Source organism: Microbacterium sp. NPDC078814 (genome assembly GCF_040702645.1).
Lineage (GTDB): Bacteria > Actinomycetota > Actinomycetes > Actinomycetales > Microbacteriaceae > Microbacterium.
Window position 1 is genome coordinate 135,600 of sequence record NZ_JBFBLT010000004.1, and the last position, 17,831, is coordinate 153,430.

Genomic DNA, 17,831 nt, shown 5'->3' on the forward strand with positions numbered 1-17,831 from the left:
CGTCCAGCGTATCGGGTCGGATGCCGCTGTCGCGGACGGGTCCGGTCCTCCTCCCCTGTCGGCCGTAGGCTCGCACCATGGGTTGGATCACGCACGCCTCACGCACGACCTACGAGAACGCCTGGATCCGCGTCCGGGAGGACGACGTCACCGGACCGGGTGGCCGGGGCGTCTACGGCGTCATGACGGTGCGGAACCCGGCGGTGTTCATCGTCGCGATGGACGCCGACGACCGAGTCTGCCTGGTCACCGTCGATCGCTACACGATCGGCCCGTCCGTCGAGGTGCCCGCCGGCGGCACCGACGGCGAGGACCCGCGTGCCGCCGCGGAACGCGAGCTCCTCGAGGAGTGCGGGTACCGGGCGCTCCGGTGGGAGCTCCTCGGCACGACCCACGCGCTCGACGGCGTCGCGGAGGCCACGGAGCACGTCTTCCTGGCCCGGGAGATCGAGCGCGTCGACGATGCGGTCGACAGCCGCGCGGAGGAGGGCATCGACACCGTGGAGTGGGTGGCGTTCGGCGAGGTCCTGCGGATGATCGCCGACGGCCGCATCACGGACGGCGAGACGATCGCCGCCATCGCCCTCGCCGGGATCCGTCTCGGGCGGTTCCGCTGACGGCGGGTCAGACCCGACCCCGGCGGGCGACCGCCGCGGTGAGGGACCGAGGCAGCACCTTCGTCGCGGCCACGACGGCCTTGTACCGCACCGAGGGGATGGACACGGCCTTGCCCCGCGCCGCGTCGCGGAGCCCCTCGCGCACGACGTCTCGGGCATCGAGCCACAGGAAGGTCGGCACGCCCTCCTCGCCGACCGCGAGACCCATCCGCTCATGGAAGGAGGTGTGCGTGAAACCGGGGCAGAGCGCCGTGACGCTCACGCCGTCCGGGCCGTAGGCGGTGTTCGCCCACCGGCTGAAGTCGATGAGCCAGGCCTTGCAGGCGGAGTACGTCGACCGCGAGATGAAACCGGCCACCGAGGCGACGTTGATGATCCGACCGCCCCGCCCCCGCATGGTCTGCAGGGCCGCGTGCATCAGGCGCATGGAGGCCTCGACGTGCACACGCAGATGCCGCACCTCGTCCTCGATGTCGTTGTCGGCGAACTGCAACGGCAATCCGAAACCGGCGTTGTTCACGAGCAGGTCGATCGGATCGTCCCGATCACGGAGCCGAGCCGCGACGAGCTCGACGCCGACCTCCTCGGACAGATCGGCCGGGAGCACCTCGACAGCCACTCCCCACTCGCCGCGCAACTCCCCCGCGAGAGCCGAGAGCGACTCCTCCGAGCGGGCCACGAGCACGAGGTCGGCGCGTCGACGTGCCAGCTGACGGGCGAACTCGGCGCCCAGCCCCGCGCTGGCTCCGGTGATCAGTACGGTGGGCATCAGCGCTCGTACCTCAGGAAGCGATACCGGACGCCGGTGCGGGACGTCTGCCAGTCCCCCTCGTCTACCACGCGCCACCCGGTCTTGGGCGGAGCGAACGTGTCACCGTCGACCGTGAGGTCGAGCTCGGTGACCTCGAGCCGGTCGGCGTCGGCGATCACCTGACGGAAGATCTCCGCACCGCCGATGATCCACACCTTCTCCTGGCCGCGCACGGCCTCGGACACCGTGGACGCACGGCGGGCGCCCTCCGCCGTCCAGTCCTGCTGGCGGGTCACGACGATGTTGTCGCGACCGGGCAGGGGGCGGAATCGCTCGGGCAGCGAGTCCCAGGTCTTGCGTCCCATGACGACCGGAGCGCCCTGCGTGGTCTCCTTGAAGTGCGCCAGATCCTCCGGCACGTACCAGGGCATGCCGCCCTCGGCGCCGATCACGCCTCCGGCGGCCTCGGCCCAGATGAGCCCCACCCAGGTCATACCGCCACCGCCGCCCTGATCGGTGCGTGGTGCTGGTAGTCCTCGACGACGAAGTCCTCGAACCGGTAGTCGAAGATCGACTCCGGCTTCCGCGCGAAGCGCAGCGTCGGGTACGGGTAGGCCTCTCGCGTGAGCTGCTCGCGCACCTGCTCGACGTGGTTGTCGTAGACGTGGCAGTCCCCGCCGGTCCACACGAAGTCGCCGGGCTCCAGCCCCACCTGCTGCGCGATCATCATCGTCAGCAGCGCGTAGGAGGCGATGTTGAAGGGGACGCCGAGGAACATGTCGGCGCTGCGCTGGTAGAGCTGGCAGGAGAGCTTTCCGTCGGCGACGTAGAACTGGAACAGAGCGTGGCACGGTGCGAGGGCCATGTCCGGGATGTCCGCGGGATTCCAGGCGGAGACGAGCAGGCGCCGCGAGTCGGGTGTGCGCCGGATCTGCTCGATGACCTCGGTCAGCTGATCGATGCTGCCGCCGTCGGGAGTCGGCCAGGACCGCCACTGGACGCCGTACACCGGGCCGAGATCGCCGTCTGCATCCGCCCACTCGTCCCAGATCGAGACCCCGTTCTCCTGCAGCCAGCGGACGTTGGAGTCGCCGCGCAGGAACCACAGCAGCTCGTACGCGATGGACTTGAAGTGCACGCGCTTCGTGGTGATGAGGGGGAAGCCCGCCGCGAGATCGAAGCGGATCTGCCGCCCGAACACGCTCGTGGTCCCGGTCCCGGTGCGATCGCTCTTGTGCGTGCCCGTCTCGAGCACGTCGCGGAGCAGGTCTTCGTACGGAGTCGGGACAGCGGCGCTCATGGTTGTCAGGATACCCGCCCCGCTCCCGGCGGGGGCGGTGGCCGTGACGCGATCCGCACGTCACGGACCGAAACATCGCGACGCTTCTGCGGTCACGGCTCTAGCCTCGAAGGATGTCCCCCGCGCTCGCTCTCGCCGCCCTGGCCGCGCTTCTGGTGCTCGCCACCGTGGTCGGGCTCGTGCTCCGCGGGAGAGAGGGTCGCCGCCGCGACGGCGGCGACCTGCGGTTCGATCCCGCTGATGCGGAGGGCGCGGCGCTGGGGGCCGCGGCGACGCTCGTGCAGTTCAGCACGGAGACCTGCGCCCGCTGCCCCCAGGTGCGTCGTCTTCTCGGCTCCTTTGCGTCCGAGGACGCCGGCCTCGCGCACATCGAGGTCGATCTCACGCACCGCCCGGATCTCTCGGCGCGCTACCGTGTGCTGCAGACACCGACCACCTTCGTGCTCGACGCCACCGGGCGCGTCAGGGCCCGGTTCGCGGGCATACCCGCTCGCGAGAGCCTGACCCACGCCCTCGCCGCCGTCTGAGACCCCGTCTGGAGCAGATGATGACGCCTCCCCCCGGAATCGATCCGCGCGGGCCCCGCTTCGCCGCCGGGATCACCGCACTCCTGCTCGCCGTCGCGACGTTCCTGGCCCTCATCGGGATCTCCACCGCGCGGACCACCGATGGCTGGTTCGCGCTCACGGCGTCGTCGGAGTTCGCGTTCATCGGAGGAGGCGGGTGGGCGGTCTCCGCCGCGGGGCCGGTCGCGCGTGTCCTCGACCCGGGCTTCCTCCTCGCCACACTGATCGCGCTCCTGTTCCTCTGGGGCGTCGTCTCTCCCGCCACCGCCCCGTGGGGCGTCCTCTACCGCCGCCTCGTCCGTCCGCGCCTCGCGCCGCCCGCAGAGCTGGAGGATCCCCGTCCCCCGCGGTTCGCCCAGGGCGTGGGTCTCGTCGTCGTGGGACTCGGCCTGCTCCTCCACCTCGCCGGCGTGCCGTGGGCCCTTCCGATCGCCACCGCCGCCGCGTTCCTCGCCGCCTTCCTCAACGCCGTGTTCGGACTGTGCCTCGGGTGCCAGCTCTACCTCCTGCTGCAGCGCGTCGGGCTCACCGGACGACCGCGCCGCGCCGCCTGACGCCGGTTCCCGAAGGCCCGGTCGCTCGGTAGGCTGACGAGCAAGCGACGCCGCTCCCCCGGTGGCGTCAGAACCGGAGGAACCATGCCCGTCACCAGTGAAGCCGCCGCCACCTGGACCGGATCGCTCACGGAGGGTTCCGGCACGGTCGCCTTCTCCTCCTCGCATCTGGGGACGTTCCCGATCGACTGGAAGTCGCGCAGCGAGGGCAGCGACACGACCACGACGCCGGAGGAGCTCATCGCCGCGGCCCATGCCTCCTGCTTCAGCATGGCGCTCTCGCACGCACTCGCCGAGAACGGCACGCCCCCGGAGCGCGTCGACACCAGCGCCTCGGTCACCTTCAAGCCGGGCGTCGGCATCACCGGCAGCCACCTCAACGTCAACGCGACGGCGCCAGGTCTGACCGCGGAGAAGTTCCAGGAGATCGCCGAGGGGGCGAAGACCGGATGCCCGGTGTCCCAGGCTCTCGCGGGCATCGAGATCACGCTCGAGGCGACTCTCGCCTGAGCCGCGTGGACGTCAGGCGCGGGAGAGGCTGATCGCCTGTCGGATGCTCGCCCTGGCGTCCTTGCGGCGTCCCGCCGCGTCCTGCACAACGCCGAGACGGTAGCGCGCCCGCCAGTCGGTGGGCGCCGCCTCCGCCTCCGCCGTGTAGCGCGCGACGAGCGCGTCGGCATCCTTGCGGGCGATGCGTCCGCTGGGCGTGAGCTCGGTCTCCACGGGCGGCATACCGCCCTCGGCGTCGAGCAGGCGTCCCAGACGGTCGGCACCGAACCCGAAGAGCATCTCGCGCACCAGCGCCCACCCGCCCACGGGTGCGAGCACGAGGAGCGTGATGCCCATCCCGATGGAGACAGGCGTGCCCACGGCGAGGAACATGACGGCGAGCCAGCCCGCCACCACGAGGTAGAGCAGGAGGGCCGCGGCCATCAGCCCGACCCCGATCCGCGACATCACGAGCGGATGCCGATGTCGAGCATGTTCTCCAGGCCCACCACGACGCCGGTGGCGGTGGCCGCATAGGGCACGGCCAGGCGGATCCCCGGCGCATACGCCAGGCCCGGGTCGGTGGTGTCATGCGTGAAGGTCAGCGACTCCCCCGGACCGGACAGGATCACCTCCTGCTTGGCGATCACCCCGGGGCGGCGGAGCGAGTGGATGGGCACGCTGCCGACCTGCTGACCTCGGGCGCGCTGATCGGCATGCGGCGCACTCACCGGACCCTGCGTCGCGCGCGCGGCGGCGATGAGCTCCGCCGTGCGGACGGCTGTCCCGCTGGGCGAGTCCACCTTCGTCTCCCGGTGTGCCTCGACGATCTCGACCGAGCCGAAGTAGGGCGCGGCGGCCGCCGCGAGGGCCGAGCCGAGAACGGAGCCGAGGGAGAAGTTCGGGATGAACACCGCTCCCGTGTCGGCGGCTTCGACGAGCGGCCGGACGAGGGCGATCCGCTCCGCCGACCAGCCGGAGGTGGCCACGAGGATGTTGAGCCCGTGCTCCACGGCCGTGCGCACCACGTCGATGCTGACCTGCGGGGTTGAGGCATCGATCACGAGGTCGGCGCCCGCGAGCTCCGACAGGTCGCTCGCCGACGTCAGCACCCGGCTCACCTCGAAGCCCTCGAGCTCCTCGATCACCGCAGCGATGATCGTCCCGAGCTTTCCGGTCCCGCCGACGAGGGCTACCTTCGTGGTCATGCGTCCAGTCTATTTCCGGGCGTCGGCCGGGGGTCGCGGCGCGCGGAGGCGTCGATCAGACCAGCAGCGCGTCCGGGATGCCCGTCCGCAGCTCCATCGGAAGATGGCCGGTGTCGTTGTGCGTGAGCAGGGTCCATGGCCGTCCCTGCTTCTGCGCGATCACCGTCAACCCGCAGTGCGACTGGTTCAGGGTCATCCAGCGCCAGTCCGGTGCGGCGAGCACCTCGCGCACGAACCACGAGATCACGAAGTTGTGGGTGATGAGCACCTCGTGCACGTCGCCGGTCTTCCGCACGAGGAACTCGTTGACGGCATCGGACATCTGCGCGCGGCCCGCCTCGATCTCCGCCTCGGTCACGGAGCCGAAGAAGGGCTCGAACACGGCCGGCGTCTCCTCCGTCATCCCCGTCGGCACGCAGTCGAAGAGCAGAGCGGAGGGCTCCGGATCCACGGACGGGAGTCGGCCGGCGATCGCTCGCGCCGTCTCCGCGGCGCGGAGGAGCGGAGAATGCCAGACGGCGTCGAGCGGGAGGCCGGACAGGCGATCCGCGATGAGCTCCGCCTGCCGCTGACCGCGCGGGGAGAGGGGTCCGTCGGCGAGGCCGTGCTCGGCATCCTGATGTTCACCGTGTCTGACCAGATATATGTAGTGCGTCACAACTCGCTCGCTCGCCTCGTCGCCAGCATCCGCCGGTCTTCCTCTTCCACCCTATGTCACGGGCGCCGCGAGCTCAGGCGCCCGCGCGGGTGAGGTCGGCGACCTGTACCCGGGACAGCGTCACGCCCGCGCCCTGCATGAGCTCGTCGACGTGGTCGGTCGCGAACGTGTTCACGATCGGCGCGGCGACCGTGCGCTGCGCGAGCAGCCACGCGATGGACACGGCCGCGACAGGCACGGCGAGCTCCGCCGCGACCTGATCCAGCGCACGCAGCACCTTGGTCCCTCGGCGGTTGAGGTGACCCCGGAGCTGCTCGCCGCGGACGCCGCGCGACGCGACCGCCTTCGTCCGGTGACGGCCGGACAGGAATCCGTGCTCCAGCGCGTGGGAAGGCGTCACGGCGAGGTTCTGCGCGCCGGCGACGAGCCGCAGGTCGCCCTCGAACGGCTGCCGACGGACGAGGTTGTACGGCGTGTCGATGACCGTGATGCGCGGATATCCCGCCGACGCGAGGATCCGCGCCTCGACGAGCCTCTCCGGCGTGAAGCCGTACGCGCCGAGCGCCCCGATCTTCCCCGCCTCGACGAGCCACTCGACCGTGGCCAGGGTGTCTTCGAGGTTGGTCGTCGCATCCAGCGTGGCGTCCAGGTACAGCACGTCGATGCGCTCGACGCCGAGCCGGGTCAGCGACCCCTCGACGGCACGGACGAGGTTGACCGATCCCAGGCCGGGGTTGTCGGCGTGCGCTCCGATGCGCACGCTCAGGACCACCCGCTCGCGCTGGTCCCGCGACCGCAGCCACTGCCCGAGGATGTGCTCGCTCCGCCCGCCGGAGAACCCGTCCGCGGTATGGATGGCGTTGCCGCCGAACTCCACGTAGCGGTCGAGGATGCCGTGGCTCGTCTCGAGATCGACGTTCCATCCGAACTCCGCGGCGCCGAGCATCAGCGGGAACGTCTCGTACCCGGTCTCGCCGAGGGCGGCGCGGATGGACTCCCCCACGCCGGGCCCGACGATCGGGATGGGGGCGGACGGGTGGTCCTCGTGCTTTTGCGGGGCGCGTTCAGCAGGTGTTCCTGCGCCTACGCTGAACAACCGCATACTCTCACCCCCGCCGTGATCGGCCGGAACCGATCGACATCACTGCTTCGCTGGCACCCCCCGGTGCGTACTTCGAGGGTATGCGACGTGCGCGAACGTCCCGACCAATCCGGGGAACGGCGCGCAAACTTCCCATAACGTTTCGATCACGGCACAGACGACGGAACCCGGGCCCCTCCGACGGAGAGACCCGGGTTCCGTGTCATCCGTTGTCTTACTCGGCGGCGTCCTCGGCCGGAGCCTCGTCCGCAGCGGGCGCATCGTCGAGCACGGGCTCGAGCGACAGCTTGCCGCGGTCGTCGATCTTCGTGATCTTCACAAGGATCTTCTGGCCGACGGAGAGCACGTCCTCGACGTTCTCCACACGCTTGCCACCGGCGAGCTTGCGCACCTCGGTGACGTGCAGCAGACCGTCCTTGCCCGGCAGCAGCGAGATGAAGGCGCCGAAGGTGGCGATCTTCACGACGGTGCCGAGGAACTGCTCGCCGACCTCCGGGTTGGTCGGGTTGGCGATCGCGTTGACCTGGGCACGGGCGGCCTCGGCCGAGGGGCCGTCGGTCGCGCCGATGTAGACGGTGCCGTCCTCCTCGATGGAGATCTGCGCACCGGTCTCGTCCTGGATCGCGTTGATCGTCTTGCCCTTCGGGCCGATCAGCTCGCCGATCTTGTCGACCGGGATCTGGACGCTGATGACGCGCGGCGCGGTGGGTGCCATCTCGTCGGGAGCGTCGATCGCGGCGTTCAGGACGTTGAGGATCGTCAGACGAGCGTCCTTGGCCTGGGTCAGCGCGCCCGCGAGCACCGACGACGGGATGCCGTCGAGCTTCGTGTCGAGCTGGATGGCGGTGACGAACTCGCTCGTGCCGGCGACCTTGAAGTCCATGTCGCCGAGCGCGTCCTCCGCACCCAGGATGTCGGTCAGCGCCGCGTACCGGGTCTCCCCGTTGACCTCGTCGGAGACGAGGCCCATCGCGATGCCGGCGACGGGGGCGCGCAGCGGCACACCCGCGTTGAGGAGCGAGAGGGTCGACGCGCAGACGGAGCCCATCGAGGTGGAGCCGTTGGAGCTCAGCGCCTCGGACACCTGACGGATCGCGTACGGGAACTCCTCGCGGCTCGGCAGAACCGGCACCAGAGCGCGCTCGGCGAGGAAGCCGTGCCCGATCTCGCGACGCTTCGGCGAACCCACCCGGCCGGTCTCACCGGTCGAGTAGGGCGGGAAGTTGTAGTGGTGCATGTAGCGCTTGCTGGTCGTGGGCGACAGCGAGTCGATCTGCTGCTCCATCTTCAGCATGTTCAGCGTGGTGACACCCATGATCTGGGTCTCGCCGCGCTGGAAGATCGCGGAGCCGTGCACGCGCGGGATGACCTGCACCTCGGCGTCGAGCGGACGGATGTCCGCCAGCCCGCGGCCGTCGATGCGGGTGCCCTCGGTGAGGATGCGACCACGCACGATCTTCTTCGTGACGGACTTGTACGCCGCGGAGAACTCCAGCGGGGCCGCAGCCGGGAGCGAGCCCGCCTCGGTGGCCTCGATGAGCTCGGCCTTGACGCGGTCCTTGATCGCGTCGTCGGCGTTCTGGCGCTCGGTCTTGTCGGCGATCTGGTAGACGTCGCTCAGCTCGGCGAACGCGCGCTCGGACACGAAGTCGTAGACCTCGTCGCTGTACGCGGGGAAGACCGGGTACACGCCCGGCTCCTTCGACGCGGTGGCGGCGAGCTCGGCCTGGGCCTTGACGAGCTGGGCGATGAACGGCTTCGAGGCCTCGAGGCCCTGGGCCACGATGGTCTCGTCGGGCTTGGTGGCGCCGGCCTTGATCAGGTTCCAGCTGCCCTCGGTCGCCTCGGCCTCGACCATCATGATCGCGACGTCCTCGGAGCCGTCGGCCTTGGTGACCACGCGGCCGGCGACGATGAGGTCGAACACGGCCTCGGAGACCTGCTCGGCGGTCGGGAACGCGACCCACTGGTCCTCGTGCTGACCGTGACCGGGGATGAACGCGAGGCGCACACCGGCGACGGGACCCGAGAACGGCAGACCCGAGATCTGGGTCGACGCGGACGCGGCGTTGATCGCGAGGGCGTCGTAGAACTCGCCCGGCGCGATCGAGAGGACCGTGATGACGATCTGGACCTCGTTGCGCAGGCCGTCGACGAACGACGGGCGCAGCGGGCGGTCGATCAGACGGCAGACCAGGATCGCCTCGGTCGAGGGACGACCCTCACGACGGAAGAACGAGCCGGGGATCTTGCCGGCGGCGTAGGAGCGCTCCTCGACGTCGACCGTCAGCGGGAAGAAGTCGAAGCCCTCACGCGGGTGCTTGCCCGCGCTCGTGGCCGACAGGAGCATGGTCTCGCCGTCCAGGTAGGCGGCGACGGCGCCCTGAGCCTGCTGCGCGAGGCGGCCGGTCTCGAAGCGGATGGTGCGGGTGCCGAAGCGGCCGTTGTCGAGAACGGCCTCGGTGGCGGTGATTTCAGGACCTTCCAAGAGGTCTCTCCTTCTTTGTTTAGACTCGCGAATCCGTGTGACGCGCGAGCGTGTTCAAAGGAGCGGAACGGAAGGGTTCGGGCGCGCGGGCATTCCCGCGAATCTCGCCTGCGCTGGCCACCAGTAGAAAGCCACCCGACCTGCGCCGAGGAACCCACCACAGGGGACCAGCTTCTCCGCCGATCGCTCCATGAGTCGATGTGAAGTTATCGGATGACCGGGGTCACCCTCGACCACACTACCAGCGTGTGCCCGAAGACCCGAGGGCTCCACGCGCGACCCGGTCCCGACACCCGACCGTCACCCGGTGTTCACCGCGCGTGCGCCGGAGCGAGAGACGGCTCGGCTGTGCTGAGCGCATGCGGATGTCAGTGATCGGATGCGGGTATCTGGGAGCGGTGCACGCCGCGGCGATGGCCTCGCTCGGTCACGATGTCGTGGGGATCGACGTGGACGAGGGCAAGGTCGCCGACCTCACCGCGGGTGCCGCGCCCTTCTTCGAGCCGGGCCTCGCCGAGCTCCTCGAGGAGGGAGTGCGGTCAGGGCGGTTGCGCTTCGCCGCGGATCCGGCGGCCGCTGCCGGGGCGGAGGTGCACTTCCTCGCGGTCGGCACCCCGCAGTCCGCCTCCGGGCCCGCAGCCGACCTCCGCTTCGTCGACGCGGCGATCGACGGGCTGCTCCCGCACCTGCGACCGGGGGCGGTGGTCGCCGGGAAGTCGACGGTGCCCGTGGGCACCGCCGCCCGTCTCGCCCGTCGGATCGCGGAGACCGGCGCGACGCTCGCCTGGAACCCCGAGTTCCTCCGGGAGGGCTGGGCCGTCCACGACACCCTCCGGCCCGACCGTCTGGTGGTCGGGGCCGAGGACACCCGGCAGGGCGTCGCCGCCGTCGACCTGCTCCGCCGCGTGTACGCCGCGGCGATCGACGCGGGCGCGCCCTTCCTCGTCACCGACCTCGCCACCGCTGAGCTCGTGAAGGGTGCCGCCAACGCGTTCCTCGCGACGAAGATCTCGTTCATCAACGCCATGGCCGAGATCGCCGAGGCGGCCGGAGCGGACGTCACCCTCCTCGCCGAAGCACTCGGACACGACTCGCGCATCGGCCGCCGCTACCTCGGCTCGGGGATCGGGTTCGGGGGCGGCTGCCTGCCCAAGGACATCCGCGCGTTCGCGGCGCGCGCCGAGGAGCTCGGACGCGGGGAGGCCGTCGGGTTCCTCCACGAGGTGGACGCCATCAACCTCCGCCGACGGGATCGGGCGGTGCGCCTCGTGGTGGATGCGCTCGGCGGCCTCGTCTTCGGGAGGAGGATCGCCGTCCTCGGCGCGGCCTTCAAGCCCTTCAGCGACGACGTCCGCGATTCCCCCGCCCTGGAGGTGGCCGTGCGGCTGCGCGGACTGGGCGCCGATGTCGTGGTGACCGACCCCGCGGCGATCGAGAACGCCCGCGCACGGCATCCGCAGCTCGGGTACGCCTCGTCCAGGGACGAGGCCCTGCGGGACGCGGATGCGGTCGTCGTCGTCACGGAGTGGGACGAGTACCGCCGGGAGCTCCATCCGCAGCACGCCGGCGGGCTCGTGCGGGGCCGCATCGTGATCGACGGGCGGAACTGTCTGGACGCCGACGCCTGGCGGGCTGCCGGCTGGACCTACCACGGGATGGGGCGACGCTGAGGCCTCGCGCCCGTCAGACCACACTGGCGTCCTGCGGCACGGTGGAGCGCCCGAGGTAGACGTAGTCGTCGTGCTTCGCCCGACGCCCGTCTCCCGCGGCGCGGCCGTGCAGTCGTCGCCACACCCACGGGAGCGCGTACTGCCGCCACCAGGCCGCTCGTCCGATCGGCTCGTTCTCGTGCAACGCCGCATCCAGCGCTCCCAGCGCATCGGCGTGCGGTACCCCGAGCACCTCCGCGACGCGATAGGCGAGCACGCGGTGCCCCCGACTGCCGAGATGCACGAGGTCCTCGCCCCAGTGCTGTCGCTCCCCCAGCGCCGGGAGCAGATCGGTGTCGATGAGGATCGCACCGGTCCGCGCAGCGACCCCGGCGAGCGCCGTGGCGAAAGCGGAGAAGCGCCGCGCGTACAGCGCCGCCGCTCGACGGGCGGGCAGGAACGGCGTGACCAGGATCACGTCGGCACCGGTCGCGCGCAGCCGCCGCACCGCGGTCTCCAGGCTCGCGGCGAGCGCGGGCACGTCGACGCGGTGCCTCACGAGGTCGTTGGCACCCACCAGGACGGTGACCAGGTCGGGGCGGAGTTCGCGCGCCCGCTCCAGCTGCGGTCCGCACACATCGGACACCCGCTTCGACCGGATCGCGAGGTTCGCGTAGTGGAGGCCTCCCCGCGCGGCGAGGAGCAGCGCGAGCCGGTCCGCCCACCCGCGGAGCACCCCATCGGGTCCGGGATCGCAGAGACCCTCGGTCACCGAGTCGCCGAGGGCGACGATCCGCCGCCAGCGGCGCGCGGGGGCCGGCAGGGCCGGCTCCGGCCGGACGAGGCGGCGAGCGCGCAGACGACGGTCCACGGCATGCAGCGTCCGCGCCTCCTCGAAATGATCCAGGAGCTGATCTCCGAGGTGCGCCCAGCTCCGGCCCTGCACCGCGCTCCAGCCCGCCTCCCCGAACGCCCGACGCCGGCGCTCGTCTCCGGCGAGATCGGTCACGCGACGGCGGAGGTCTGCGAGGTCTCCTGGTCGGTAGAGCCACCCGTCGACGCCGGGCCGGACGAGGTCGAGCGGGCCTCCTCTGCCTGTGGCGACCACGGGGACACCGCTCGCATGGGCCTCCTGGAGTGTCTGCCCGAAGGTCTCGTTCTCCCCCGGATGCACGAAGACGTCGAAGGAGGCCAGCGCCGCCGCGAGCGCCTCCCCGTCGAGCCGCCCGAGGAAGAGGGCGTCGGGAAGCTGCTCCTGCAGCCGCTCCCTCCGGGGGCCGTCTCCGACGATGACGAGACGCGTGCCGGGGATGCCGTGCAGCGCGGCGAGATCCTCCACCTGCTTCTCGGGGGCGAGGCGTCCGACGTAGCCGATGACGGTCTCGGCTCCCCACTCGGCCCGGAGCGCGTCGCTGCGCCGCGAGGGGTGGAAGAGCTCGGCGTCGACACCCCGCCCCCAGGGCCGGATGCGGTCGATGCCGAGCCGGCTCAGCTGCTGTGCCGACTCGGTGGACGGCGCGAGCGTGAGAGTGGCCCTCCTGTGCAGTCGGGCGATGTGGGCATGGGCGATCCCGGTCGTCGCCGCGACGCGATATCTCTCCGTATAGGCGCCCACGTCGGTCTGGTACGCCGCGACCGTTCCGACACCCCCGCGTTCTGCGGCGAGCAGGCCCCGCCACCCGAGCGCGAACGGCGACGCCAGGTGGACGACGTCGGGACGGAAGCGATCGAGCTCCGCGCCGATCCTCCGAATGGTCGCCGCGCCCACCCGGACGTCCCGGTACCCCGGGAGCGGGACGCTGGGAATCGCGGTGACAGGCGCGCCGTGCAGCTCCGCCGGCATTCCGATCGCGGCCGGAGCGAGCACACAGGAGTCATGCCCTCGGCGCTCCAGGTGACGGAGGATCTGCATCACGGATCCGGTCACACCGTTCATGTGCGGAAGGAAGGACTCGGTGACGATCGCGACTCTCACACCCTCAGGATGGCGGCGCTCCCCGTCCCCGCCGAGGGGAATCGGCGTCGGGCACCGGATGTTCACCGGATGCTGGATAACGGGTCACCGGCTATCCGCGCTCTGGTTCCCGCCCACCGCCTCGGGGTCGGTCGCGACCGACGCGGCGACCCTCGCCGCTCGACCGGCCGTGCTCTAGGCTCGGGAGCATGAGCACCGAAGAAGGCGCCGGCTCCTCCTCCGAGGACATGAAGCGCAAGTTCAAGGAAGCGCTCGAGAAGAAGAACGCGCACCACCGGCAGGGCGAGGCTCACCTCGACGGCGATTCCGCCGTGCACGCCGCCCACGCCCCGCAGACGCGGCGCGAGTTCCGACGCAAGAGCGGTTGACCGCGAGGATGCGGGAGCCGGTCTCCTGCTCCCGCATCCCCCTCCGCAGACACGGACGTGCCCCGCGCCGGAAGGCACGGGGCACGTCGCTGTCGGGCGGCCGTTCCGGTCACTCCCCGGCGAGACCGCCGAGCATGTGACCGAAGGAGCGTCCCTCACCCAGGTAGGTGGCGGGGTCGTACGGGTCGACGACCGCGGCGGCATCCCGGCGCGCGACCGCCTCAGCGAGTTCCCTCGCTCCCTTCTCGACCCGCTTCGCCAGCGGCGCGACGTCGTCCCCCGCGCCGCCCCAGTCGCTCGACGCCGCGAAGACGCCCGTCGAGACGGCCTCGGCATGCAGGTAGGCGAACAGCGGACGGATCGCGTAGTCGATCGCGAGCGAGTGCCGTGGCGTTCCCGCGTTCGCTCCGATCAGCACCGGCTTCCCGGTGAGCGCGTCCGGGTCGAGCACGTCGATGAACGACTTGAACAAGCCCGAGTAGCTCGTCGAGAAGATCGGGGTGACCGCGATCAGCGCGTCGGCCGAGACGACGGTGTTGATCGCCGTCTCGAGTGCGGGAGGCGCGAAGCCGGTCAGCATGTTGTTCGTGATGTCGTGCGCGTGGTCGCGCAGCTCGATCACGTCGACGGTGGCCTCGATGTCGCGCTCCGCGAGCGCCTTCACGGTCTCCGCGGCCAGCCGGTCGGCGAGCATCCGGGTGGACGAGGGGTTGGACAGCCCCGCCGAGACGACGGCGATGCGACGCGTGGTCATGTCAGGCCTCCTTCCGGCCGAGTCCGAAGGCGGCACCCGCGGGCGCCGGCGTGTCCTGGTAGGGCGAGTCCCCGGTGAGGTTGTCTCCGCGGTTCGCACCGGGGCGCGCCTGCCGGGTAGGCCCGTCGCCGTACGTCGCCCGCACGCGCGCGGCGTGGGTCGGCGCGTCGGGCACCGTGGACGGGCGGTCCTTCGCGAGCTCCTTGCGGAGCACCGGCACGACCTCGGAGCCGAGGATGTCGAGCTGCTCGAGGACCGTCTTCAGCGGCAGACCCGCGTGGTCGATGAGGAACAGCTGGCGTTGGTAGTCGCCGTAGTGCTCGCGCATCGCCGCGTACCGGTCGATCACCTGCTGCGGTGATCCCACGGTCAGCGGGGTCATCTCGGTGAAGTCCTCCATGCTGGGGCCGTGACCGTAGACGGGCGCGTTGTCGAAGTACGGGCGGAACTGGTTCACCGCGTCCTGCGACTTCGCGGCCATGAACACCTGGCCGCCGAGACCGACGATCGCCTGCTCGCGCGTGCCGTGGCCGTAGTGCTCGAAGCGCTGACGGTACAGCTCGATGAGCCGCTGGTAGTGCTCCTTCGGCCAGAAGATGTTGTTCGCGAAGAAGCCGTCGCCGTAGTACGCGGCCTGCTCCGCGATCTCCGGGGTGCGGATCGAACCGTGCCACACGAACGGGGCGATGCCGTCGAGCGGACGGGGCGTGGAGGTGAAGCCCTGCAGCGGCGTGCGGAACTTGCCCTCCCAGTCGACGACGTCCTCGCGCCACAGCTTGTGCAGCAGCGCGTAGTTCTCGATCGCGAGCGGAAGGCCCTGACGGATGTCCTGCCCGAACCACGGGTACACCGGGCCGGTGTTGCCGCGGCCCAGCATGAGGTCCATGCGGCCGTCCGAGACGTGCTGCAGCATCGCGTACTCCTCGGCGATGCGCACCGGGTCGTTCGTCGTGATCAGCGTCGTCGAGGTCGAGACGATGAGGCGTTCCGTCTGGGCGGCGAGCGCGGCGAGGAATGTCGTGGGACTCGACGACCAGAAGGGCGGGTTGTGGTGCTCGCCGATGGCGAAGACGTCGAGGCCCACCTCCTCGGCGTGCGTGGCGATGGCCAGCGTCGCCTTGATCCGCTCCTGCTCGCTGGGGGTGACTCCCGTGGTGGGGTCGCGGGTGATGTCGCTGACCGACATGATGCCGAACTGCATCGCCTGCGCGCCTGACTGCTCGCTCATGATTGCTCCGTGTTCTCCGAATCGGATGCCGGACATCCGGTTCTATTCATTTGAATGTAATTGGGTCAACGCGTGCACGGCAACTTTATTCCCGACCGGTAGCCTCGGAGAATGAGCACCACCGGGGTCGGCACCACAGGACCCAGCACCGGACCGGTTCCCCGCAAACGCCGCCGCGTGCCCTTCTGGGACAACGCCCGCTACGCCTGCATCGTCCTCGTCGTGCTGGGCCATGCCATCCAGCGCCTCAGCTACGACTCGGACATCGCCTTCGCCTTCTATCTGGCGCTCTACGCGTTCCACATGCCGGCGTTCGCCATCATCTCGGGCTACTTCTCCAAGTCGGGCTCCCCCACCCGGACGCAGATGGCCCGCGTCATCACCGACATCATCCTCCCCTACGTCATCTTCGAGGCGCTCTGGACGCTCACGAAGTGGCTCGTGGAGGGAGAGACCACCCCGAACCCGACGCAGCCCAGCTGGACGCTCTGGTTCCTGCTCGCGCTCGGGATCTTCCGTCTCGTCCTCCCGTACCTCGCGCTCCTGCGCTGGCCGCTGCTGTGGACGATCGTGATCTCCATCGGCGCCGGCTATCTGCCGAACGTCGACAGCACGTTCTCACTCTCCCGGACCCTGGGCCTGCTGCCGTTCTTCACCCTGGGCTGGTGGCTCCGGGAGAAGAACGTCGTCGACCGCCTCCGCCTCCTCGACGTCCGCCCGTGGTGGAGCCGCGTCCTCGCGCTCGTCGTCCTCGGCACGGCCGGATGGGCGGCGTGGAACTGGCTGCCGCTGTGGCAGGCGGTCGACCTGCGGCACTGGCTGTTCTACGAGGACTCCTACGTCGACCTCGTCGGCGACCAGTGGTGGGCCGGCGGCATCCGCATCCTGCTCATGCTGCTCGCGGTCGTGCTGTGCGCCGCCTTCTTCGCCCTCATCCCCCGCGGCGCGTACTGGTGGACCACGTTCGGTCAGTACACGATGTACGTCTACCTCCTGCACTCCTTCGTGCTCTACCCGTTCCGCGAGAGCGGCGTGCTGCGCGACCTCGAGCCGACCTGGTTCTGGCTCCCTGCGGTCACCGCACTCTCGGTGGTCCTCGCCCTGCTGCTCGCGACCAAGCCCGTGCGGCGGGTGTTCCGTCCGCTCGTGGAGCCGCGGCCGCGGTGGCTGTTCGCCGATCCCGAGCTCGCGTCGCGGGAAGGTCGCCGCAACGATCCGACCGGCTCCCGGCGTCCGCGATGACAGCCGCCCGCCCCGCGTCCGAGGTCCGGGACCGGCTCGTCGCCATCGCCGACTCCCAGGGGTTCGCCGCGCACGGGCTCCACGTGCGCATCGGCGACGACACCGCGGATCACCGCTGGACGCCCGACGTCCGTGAGGACGTGCACTCGATCGCGAAGGGCGTCTGCGTGCTTGCGGCCGCCCTCGCCGCCGACGACGGACTGATCGGCCTGGACGACACCGTCGCCAGCCTCCTGCCGGAGCACGAACTCGGCGAGGGCGTCGCTCGCGTCACCCTGCGTCACCTGCTGTCGATGTCGAGCGGCATCGACCTGCCGTGGTCCGAGACGCTGATGACGGACTGGCCGGATCTGGCCCGCGAGTTCCTGCGACGGCCGTCGCGCGGGCGTGTGTTCCAGTACTCCAACGCGAGCACCTACACCGCGATGACCGCCCTCGCGACCCGCGTGGGCGACGTCGGCGACTACCTCTCGACGCGCCTCTTCGCCCCGCTCGGCATCGAGGACGTGACGTGGTCCCGCTGCCCGAACGGACGCATCGAGGCGGGTGGCGGCCTGCCGCTCCGCACCGAGGAGGTCGCGCGCCTGGGGCTGCTCATCCGTGATCGCGGCTCCTGGCAGGGACGTCGACTCGTCGCCCCGGAGTGGATCGACGCCATGCACGAGGACGGCGTCGTCGCGGGCGTCAACCCTGGCTATGACCGCTATGCGCTCGCGGGCTGGCAGGGTCCGGGGCGGGCGTGGCGGCTGCACGGAGCGCACGGCCAGCTGCTGCTGTTCCTCGGCGACGCGGTGGTGACGGTGACCGCTCACGATCACGCCGGAGCGGATGCGTTCGCCGCGGATGCCGTCGCCGTCCTCGAAGACGTCGTCGCCGGCTGAG

Annotated in this window: 19 protein-coding genes; 8 read left to right on the forward strand and 11 right to left on the reverse strand. The window is 70.7% G+C overall.

All coding sequences use genetic code 11. From position 1 onward, the window contains the following. Window positions 1-77 precede the first annotated feature (77 nt). Window positions 78-617 (forward strand): NUDIX hydrolase, encoded by a 540-nt coding sequence (locus AB0300_RS09490; RefSeq protein ID WP_366215907.1) that lies wholly within the window; start codon window positions 78-80, stop codon window positions 615-617. 7 nt (window positions 618-624) lie between these two features. Here the strand turns inward: AB0300_RS09490 and AB0300_RS09495 are convergent, their stop codons facing one another. Genes AB0300_RS09495 through AB0300_RS09505 form a run of 3 tightly spaced genes read right to left on the reverse strand, consistent with a single transcriptional unit; the run spans window position 625 to window position 2,668 of the window. Continuing rightward, window positions 625-1,386, reverse strand: coding sequence for an SDR family oxidoreductase (locus AB0300_RS09495; RefSeq protein ID WP_249522006.1), 762 nt, complete (start codon window positions 1,384-1,386; stop codon window positions 625-627). Further along, window positions 1,386-1,862: a dihydrofolate reductase gene (locus AB0300_RS09500; RefSeq protein ID WP_062634903.1), complete on the reverse strand. Its 477-nt coding sequence runs from the start codon at window positions 1,860-1,862 to the stop codon at window positions 1,386-1,388. Before AB0300_RS09500 ends, AB0300_RS09495 begins: the two co-directional genes overlap by 1 nt. Then, the gene (locus tag AB0300_RS09505) at window positions 1,859-2,668 is read right to left on the reverse strand and encodes a thymidylate synthase (protein WP_126893038.1); all 810 of its coding nucleotides are present in this window, start codon (window positions 2,666-2,668) and stop codon (window positions 1,859-1,861) included. Before AB0300_RS09505 ends, AB0300_RS09500 begins: the two co-directional genes overlap by 4 nt. Before the next feature lie 113 nt (window positions 2,669-2,781). Here AB0300_RS09505 and AB0300_RS09510 point away from each other — a divergent pair, with 113 nt between their 5' ends. The 3 genes from AB0300_RS09510 (at window position 2,782) to AB0300_RS09520 (ending at window position 4,298) form a co-directional block, all read left to right on the forward strand. Next, window positions 2,782-3,195 (forward strand): thioredoxin family protein, encoded by a 414-nt coding sequence (locus AB0300_RS09510; protein ID WP_025103217.1) that lies wholly within the window; start codon window positions 2,782-2,784, stop codon window positions 3,193-3,195. Window positions 3,196-3,215: 20 nt separating this feature from the next. Then, window positions 3,216-3,788, forward strand: coding sequence for a DUF4395 family protein (locus AB0300_RS09515; RefSeq protein WP_025103216.1), 573 nt, complete (start codon window positions 3,216-3,218; stop codon window positions 3,786-3,788). A gap of 84 nt (window positions 3,789-3,872) precedes the next feature. Continuing rightward, on the forward strand, window positions 3,873-4,298 hold the full coding sequence (locus AB0300_RS09520; RefSeq protein ID WP_126893039.1) for an OsmC family peroxiredoxin: 426 nt from the start codon (window positions 3,873-3,875) through the stop codon (window positions 4,296-4,298). A gap of 12 nt (window positions 4,299-4,310) precedes the next feature. On the opposite strand, the gene AB0300_RS09525 is transcribed toward AB0300_RS09520, so the two are convergent. From AB0300_RS09525 to AB0300_RS09545, 5 genes are all read right to left on the reverse strand, one after another. After that, the gene (locus AB0300_RS09525) at window positions 4,311-4,745 is read right to left on the reverse strand and encodes a hypothetical protein (RefSeq protein WP_082749918.1); all 435 of its coding nucleotides are present in this window, start codon (window positions 4,743-4,745) and stop codon (window positions 4,311-4,313) included. Then, complete coding sequence (dapB, locus tag AB0300_RS09530; RefSeq protein WP_025103213.1) at window positions 4,745-5,485, reverse strand: 4-hydroxy-tetrahydrodipicolinate reductase; 741 nt, start codon at window positions 5,483-5,485, stop codon at window positions 4,745-4,747. Before dapB ends, AB0300_RS09525 begins: the two co-directional genes overlap by 1 nt. Window positions 5,486-5,540: 55 nt before the next feature. Then, window positions 5,541-6,143, reverse strand: a complete 603-nt coding sequence (locus AB0300_RS09535) for a histidine phosphatase family protein (protein ID WP_025103212.1) — start codon at window positions 6,141-6,143, stop codon at window positions 5,541-5,543. 73 nt (window positions 6,144-6,216) lie between these two features. Continuing rightward, entirely contained in the window at window positions 6,217-7,146 is a 930-nt protein-coding gene (locus AB0300_RS09540; RefSeq protein ID WP_238695578.1) for an aldo/keto reductase, read from the reverse strand. A gap of 313 nt (window positions 7,147-7,459) precedes the next feature. Then, window positions 7,460-9,733: a polyribonucleotide nucleotidyltransferase gene (locus tag AB0300_RS09545; RefSeq protein ID WP_060921087.1), complete on the reverse strand. Its 2,274-nt coding sequence runs from the start codon at window positions 9,731-9,733 to the stop codon at window positions 7,460-7,462. 359 nt (window positions 9,734-10,092) lie between these two features. Between AB0300_RS09545 and AB0300_RS09550 the strand changes: the two genes are divergently transcribed. Then, window positions 10,093-11,403, forward strand: coding sequence for a UDP-glucose/GDP-mannose dehydrogenase family protein (locus AB0300_RS09550; RefSeq protein WP_085607316.1), 1,311 nt, complete (start codon window positions 10,093-10,095; stop codon window positions 11,401-11,403). A 13-nt stretch (window positions 11,404-11,416) separates the two neighbouring features. Here AB0300_RS09550 and AB0300_RS09555 read toward each other — a convergent pair whose 3' ends face one another. After that, a complete protein-coding gene (locus AB0300_RS09555; protein WP_126893041.1) occupies window positions 11,417-13,357 on the reverse strand; it encodes a GDSL-type esterase/lipase family protein in 1,941 nt (646 codons plus the stop codon). 188 nt (window positions 13,358-13,545) lie between these two features. Here AB0300_RS09555 and AB0300_RS09560 point away from each other — a divergent pair, with 188 nt between their 5' ends. Further along, complete coding sequence (locus AB0300_RS09560; protein WP_025103207.1) at window positions 13,546-13,725, forward strand: DUF5302 domain-containing protein; 180 nt, start codon at window positions 13,546-13,548, stop codon at window positions 13,723-13,725. 109 nt (window positions 13,726-13,834) lie between these two features. Here the strand turns inward: AB0300_RS09560 and AB0300_RS09565 are convergent, their stop codons facing one another. Both AB0300_RS09565 and AB0300_RS09570 read right to left on the reverse strand, forming a co-directional pair. Continuing rightward, a complete protein-coding gene (locus AB0300_RS09565; protein ID WP_025103206.1) occupies window positions 13,835-14,479 on the reverse strand; it encodes an FMN reductase in 645 nt (214 codons plus the stop codon). Window position 14,480: 1 nt separating this feature from the next. Beyond that, entirely contained in the window at window positions 14,481-15,707 is a 1,227-nt protein-coding gene (locus AB0300_RS09570; protein WP_126893042.1) for an LLM class flavin-dependent oxidoreductase, read from the reverse strand. Between the two features lie 111 nt (window positions 15,708-15,818). Between AB0300_RS09570 and AB0300_RS09575 the strand changes: the two genes are divergently transcribed. Then, on the forward strand, window positions 15,819-16,949 hold the full coding sequence (locus AB0300_RS09575; protein WP_126893043.1) for an acyltransferase family protein: 1,131 nt from the start codon (window positions 15,819-15,821) through the stop codon (window positions 16,947-16,949). Further along, entirely contained in the window at window positions 16,946-17,830 is an 885-nt protein-coding gene (locus AB0300_RS09580; protein ID WP_366215908.1) for a serine hydrolase, read from the forward strand. Before AB0300_RS09575 ends, AB0300_RS09580 begins: the two co-directional genes overlap by 4 nt. The last annotated feature ends 1 nt before the right edge of the window (window position 17,831 follow it).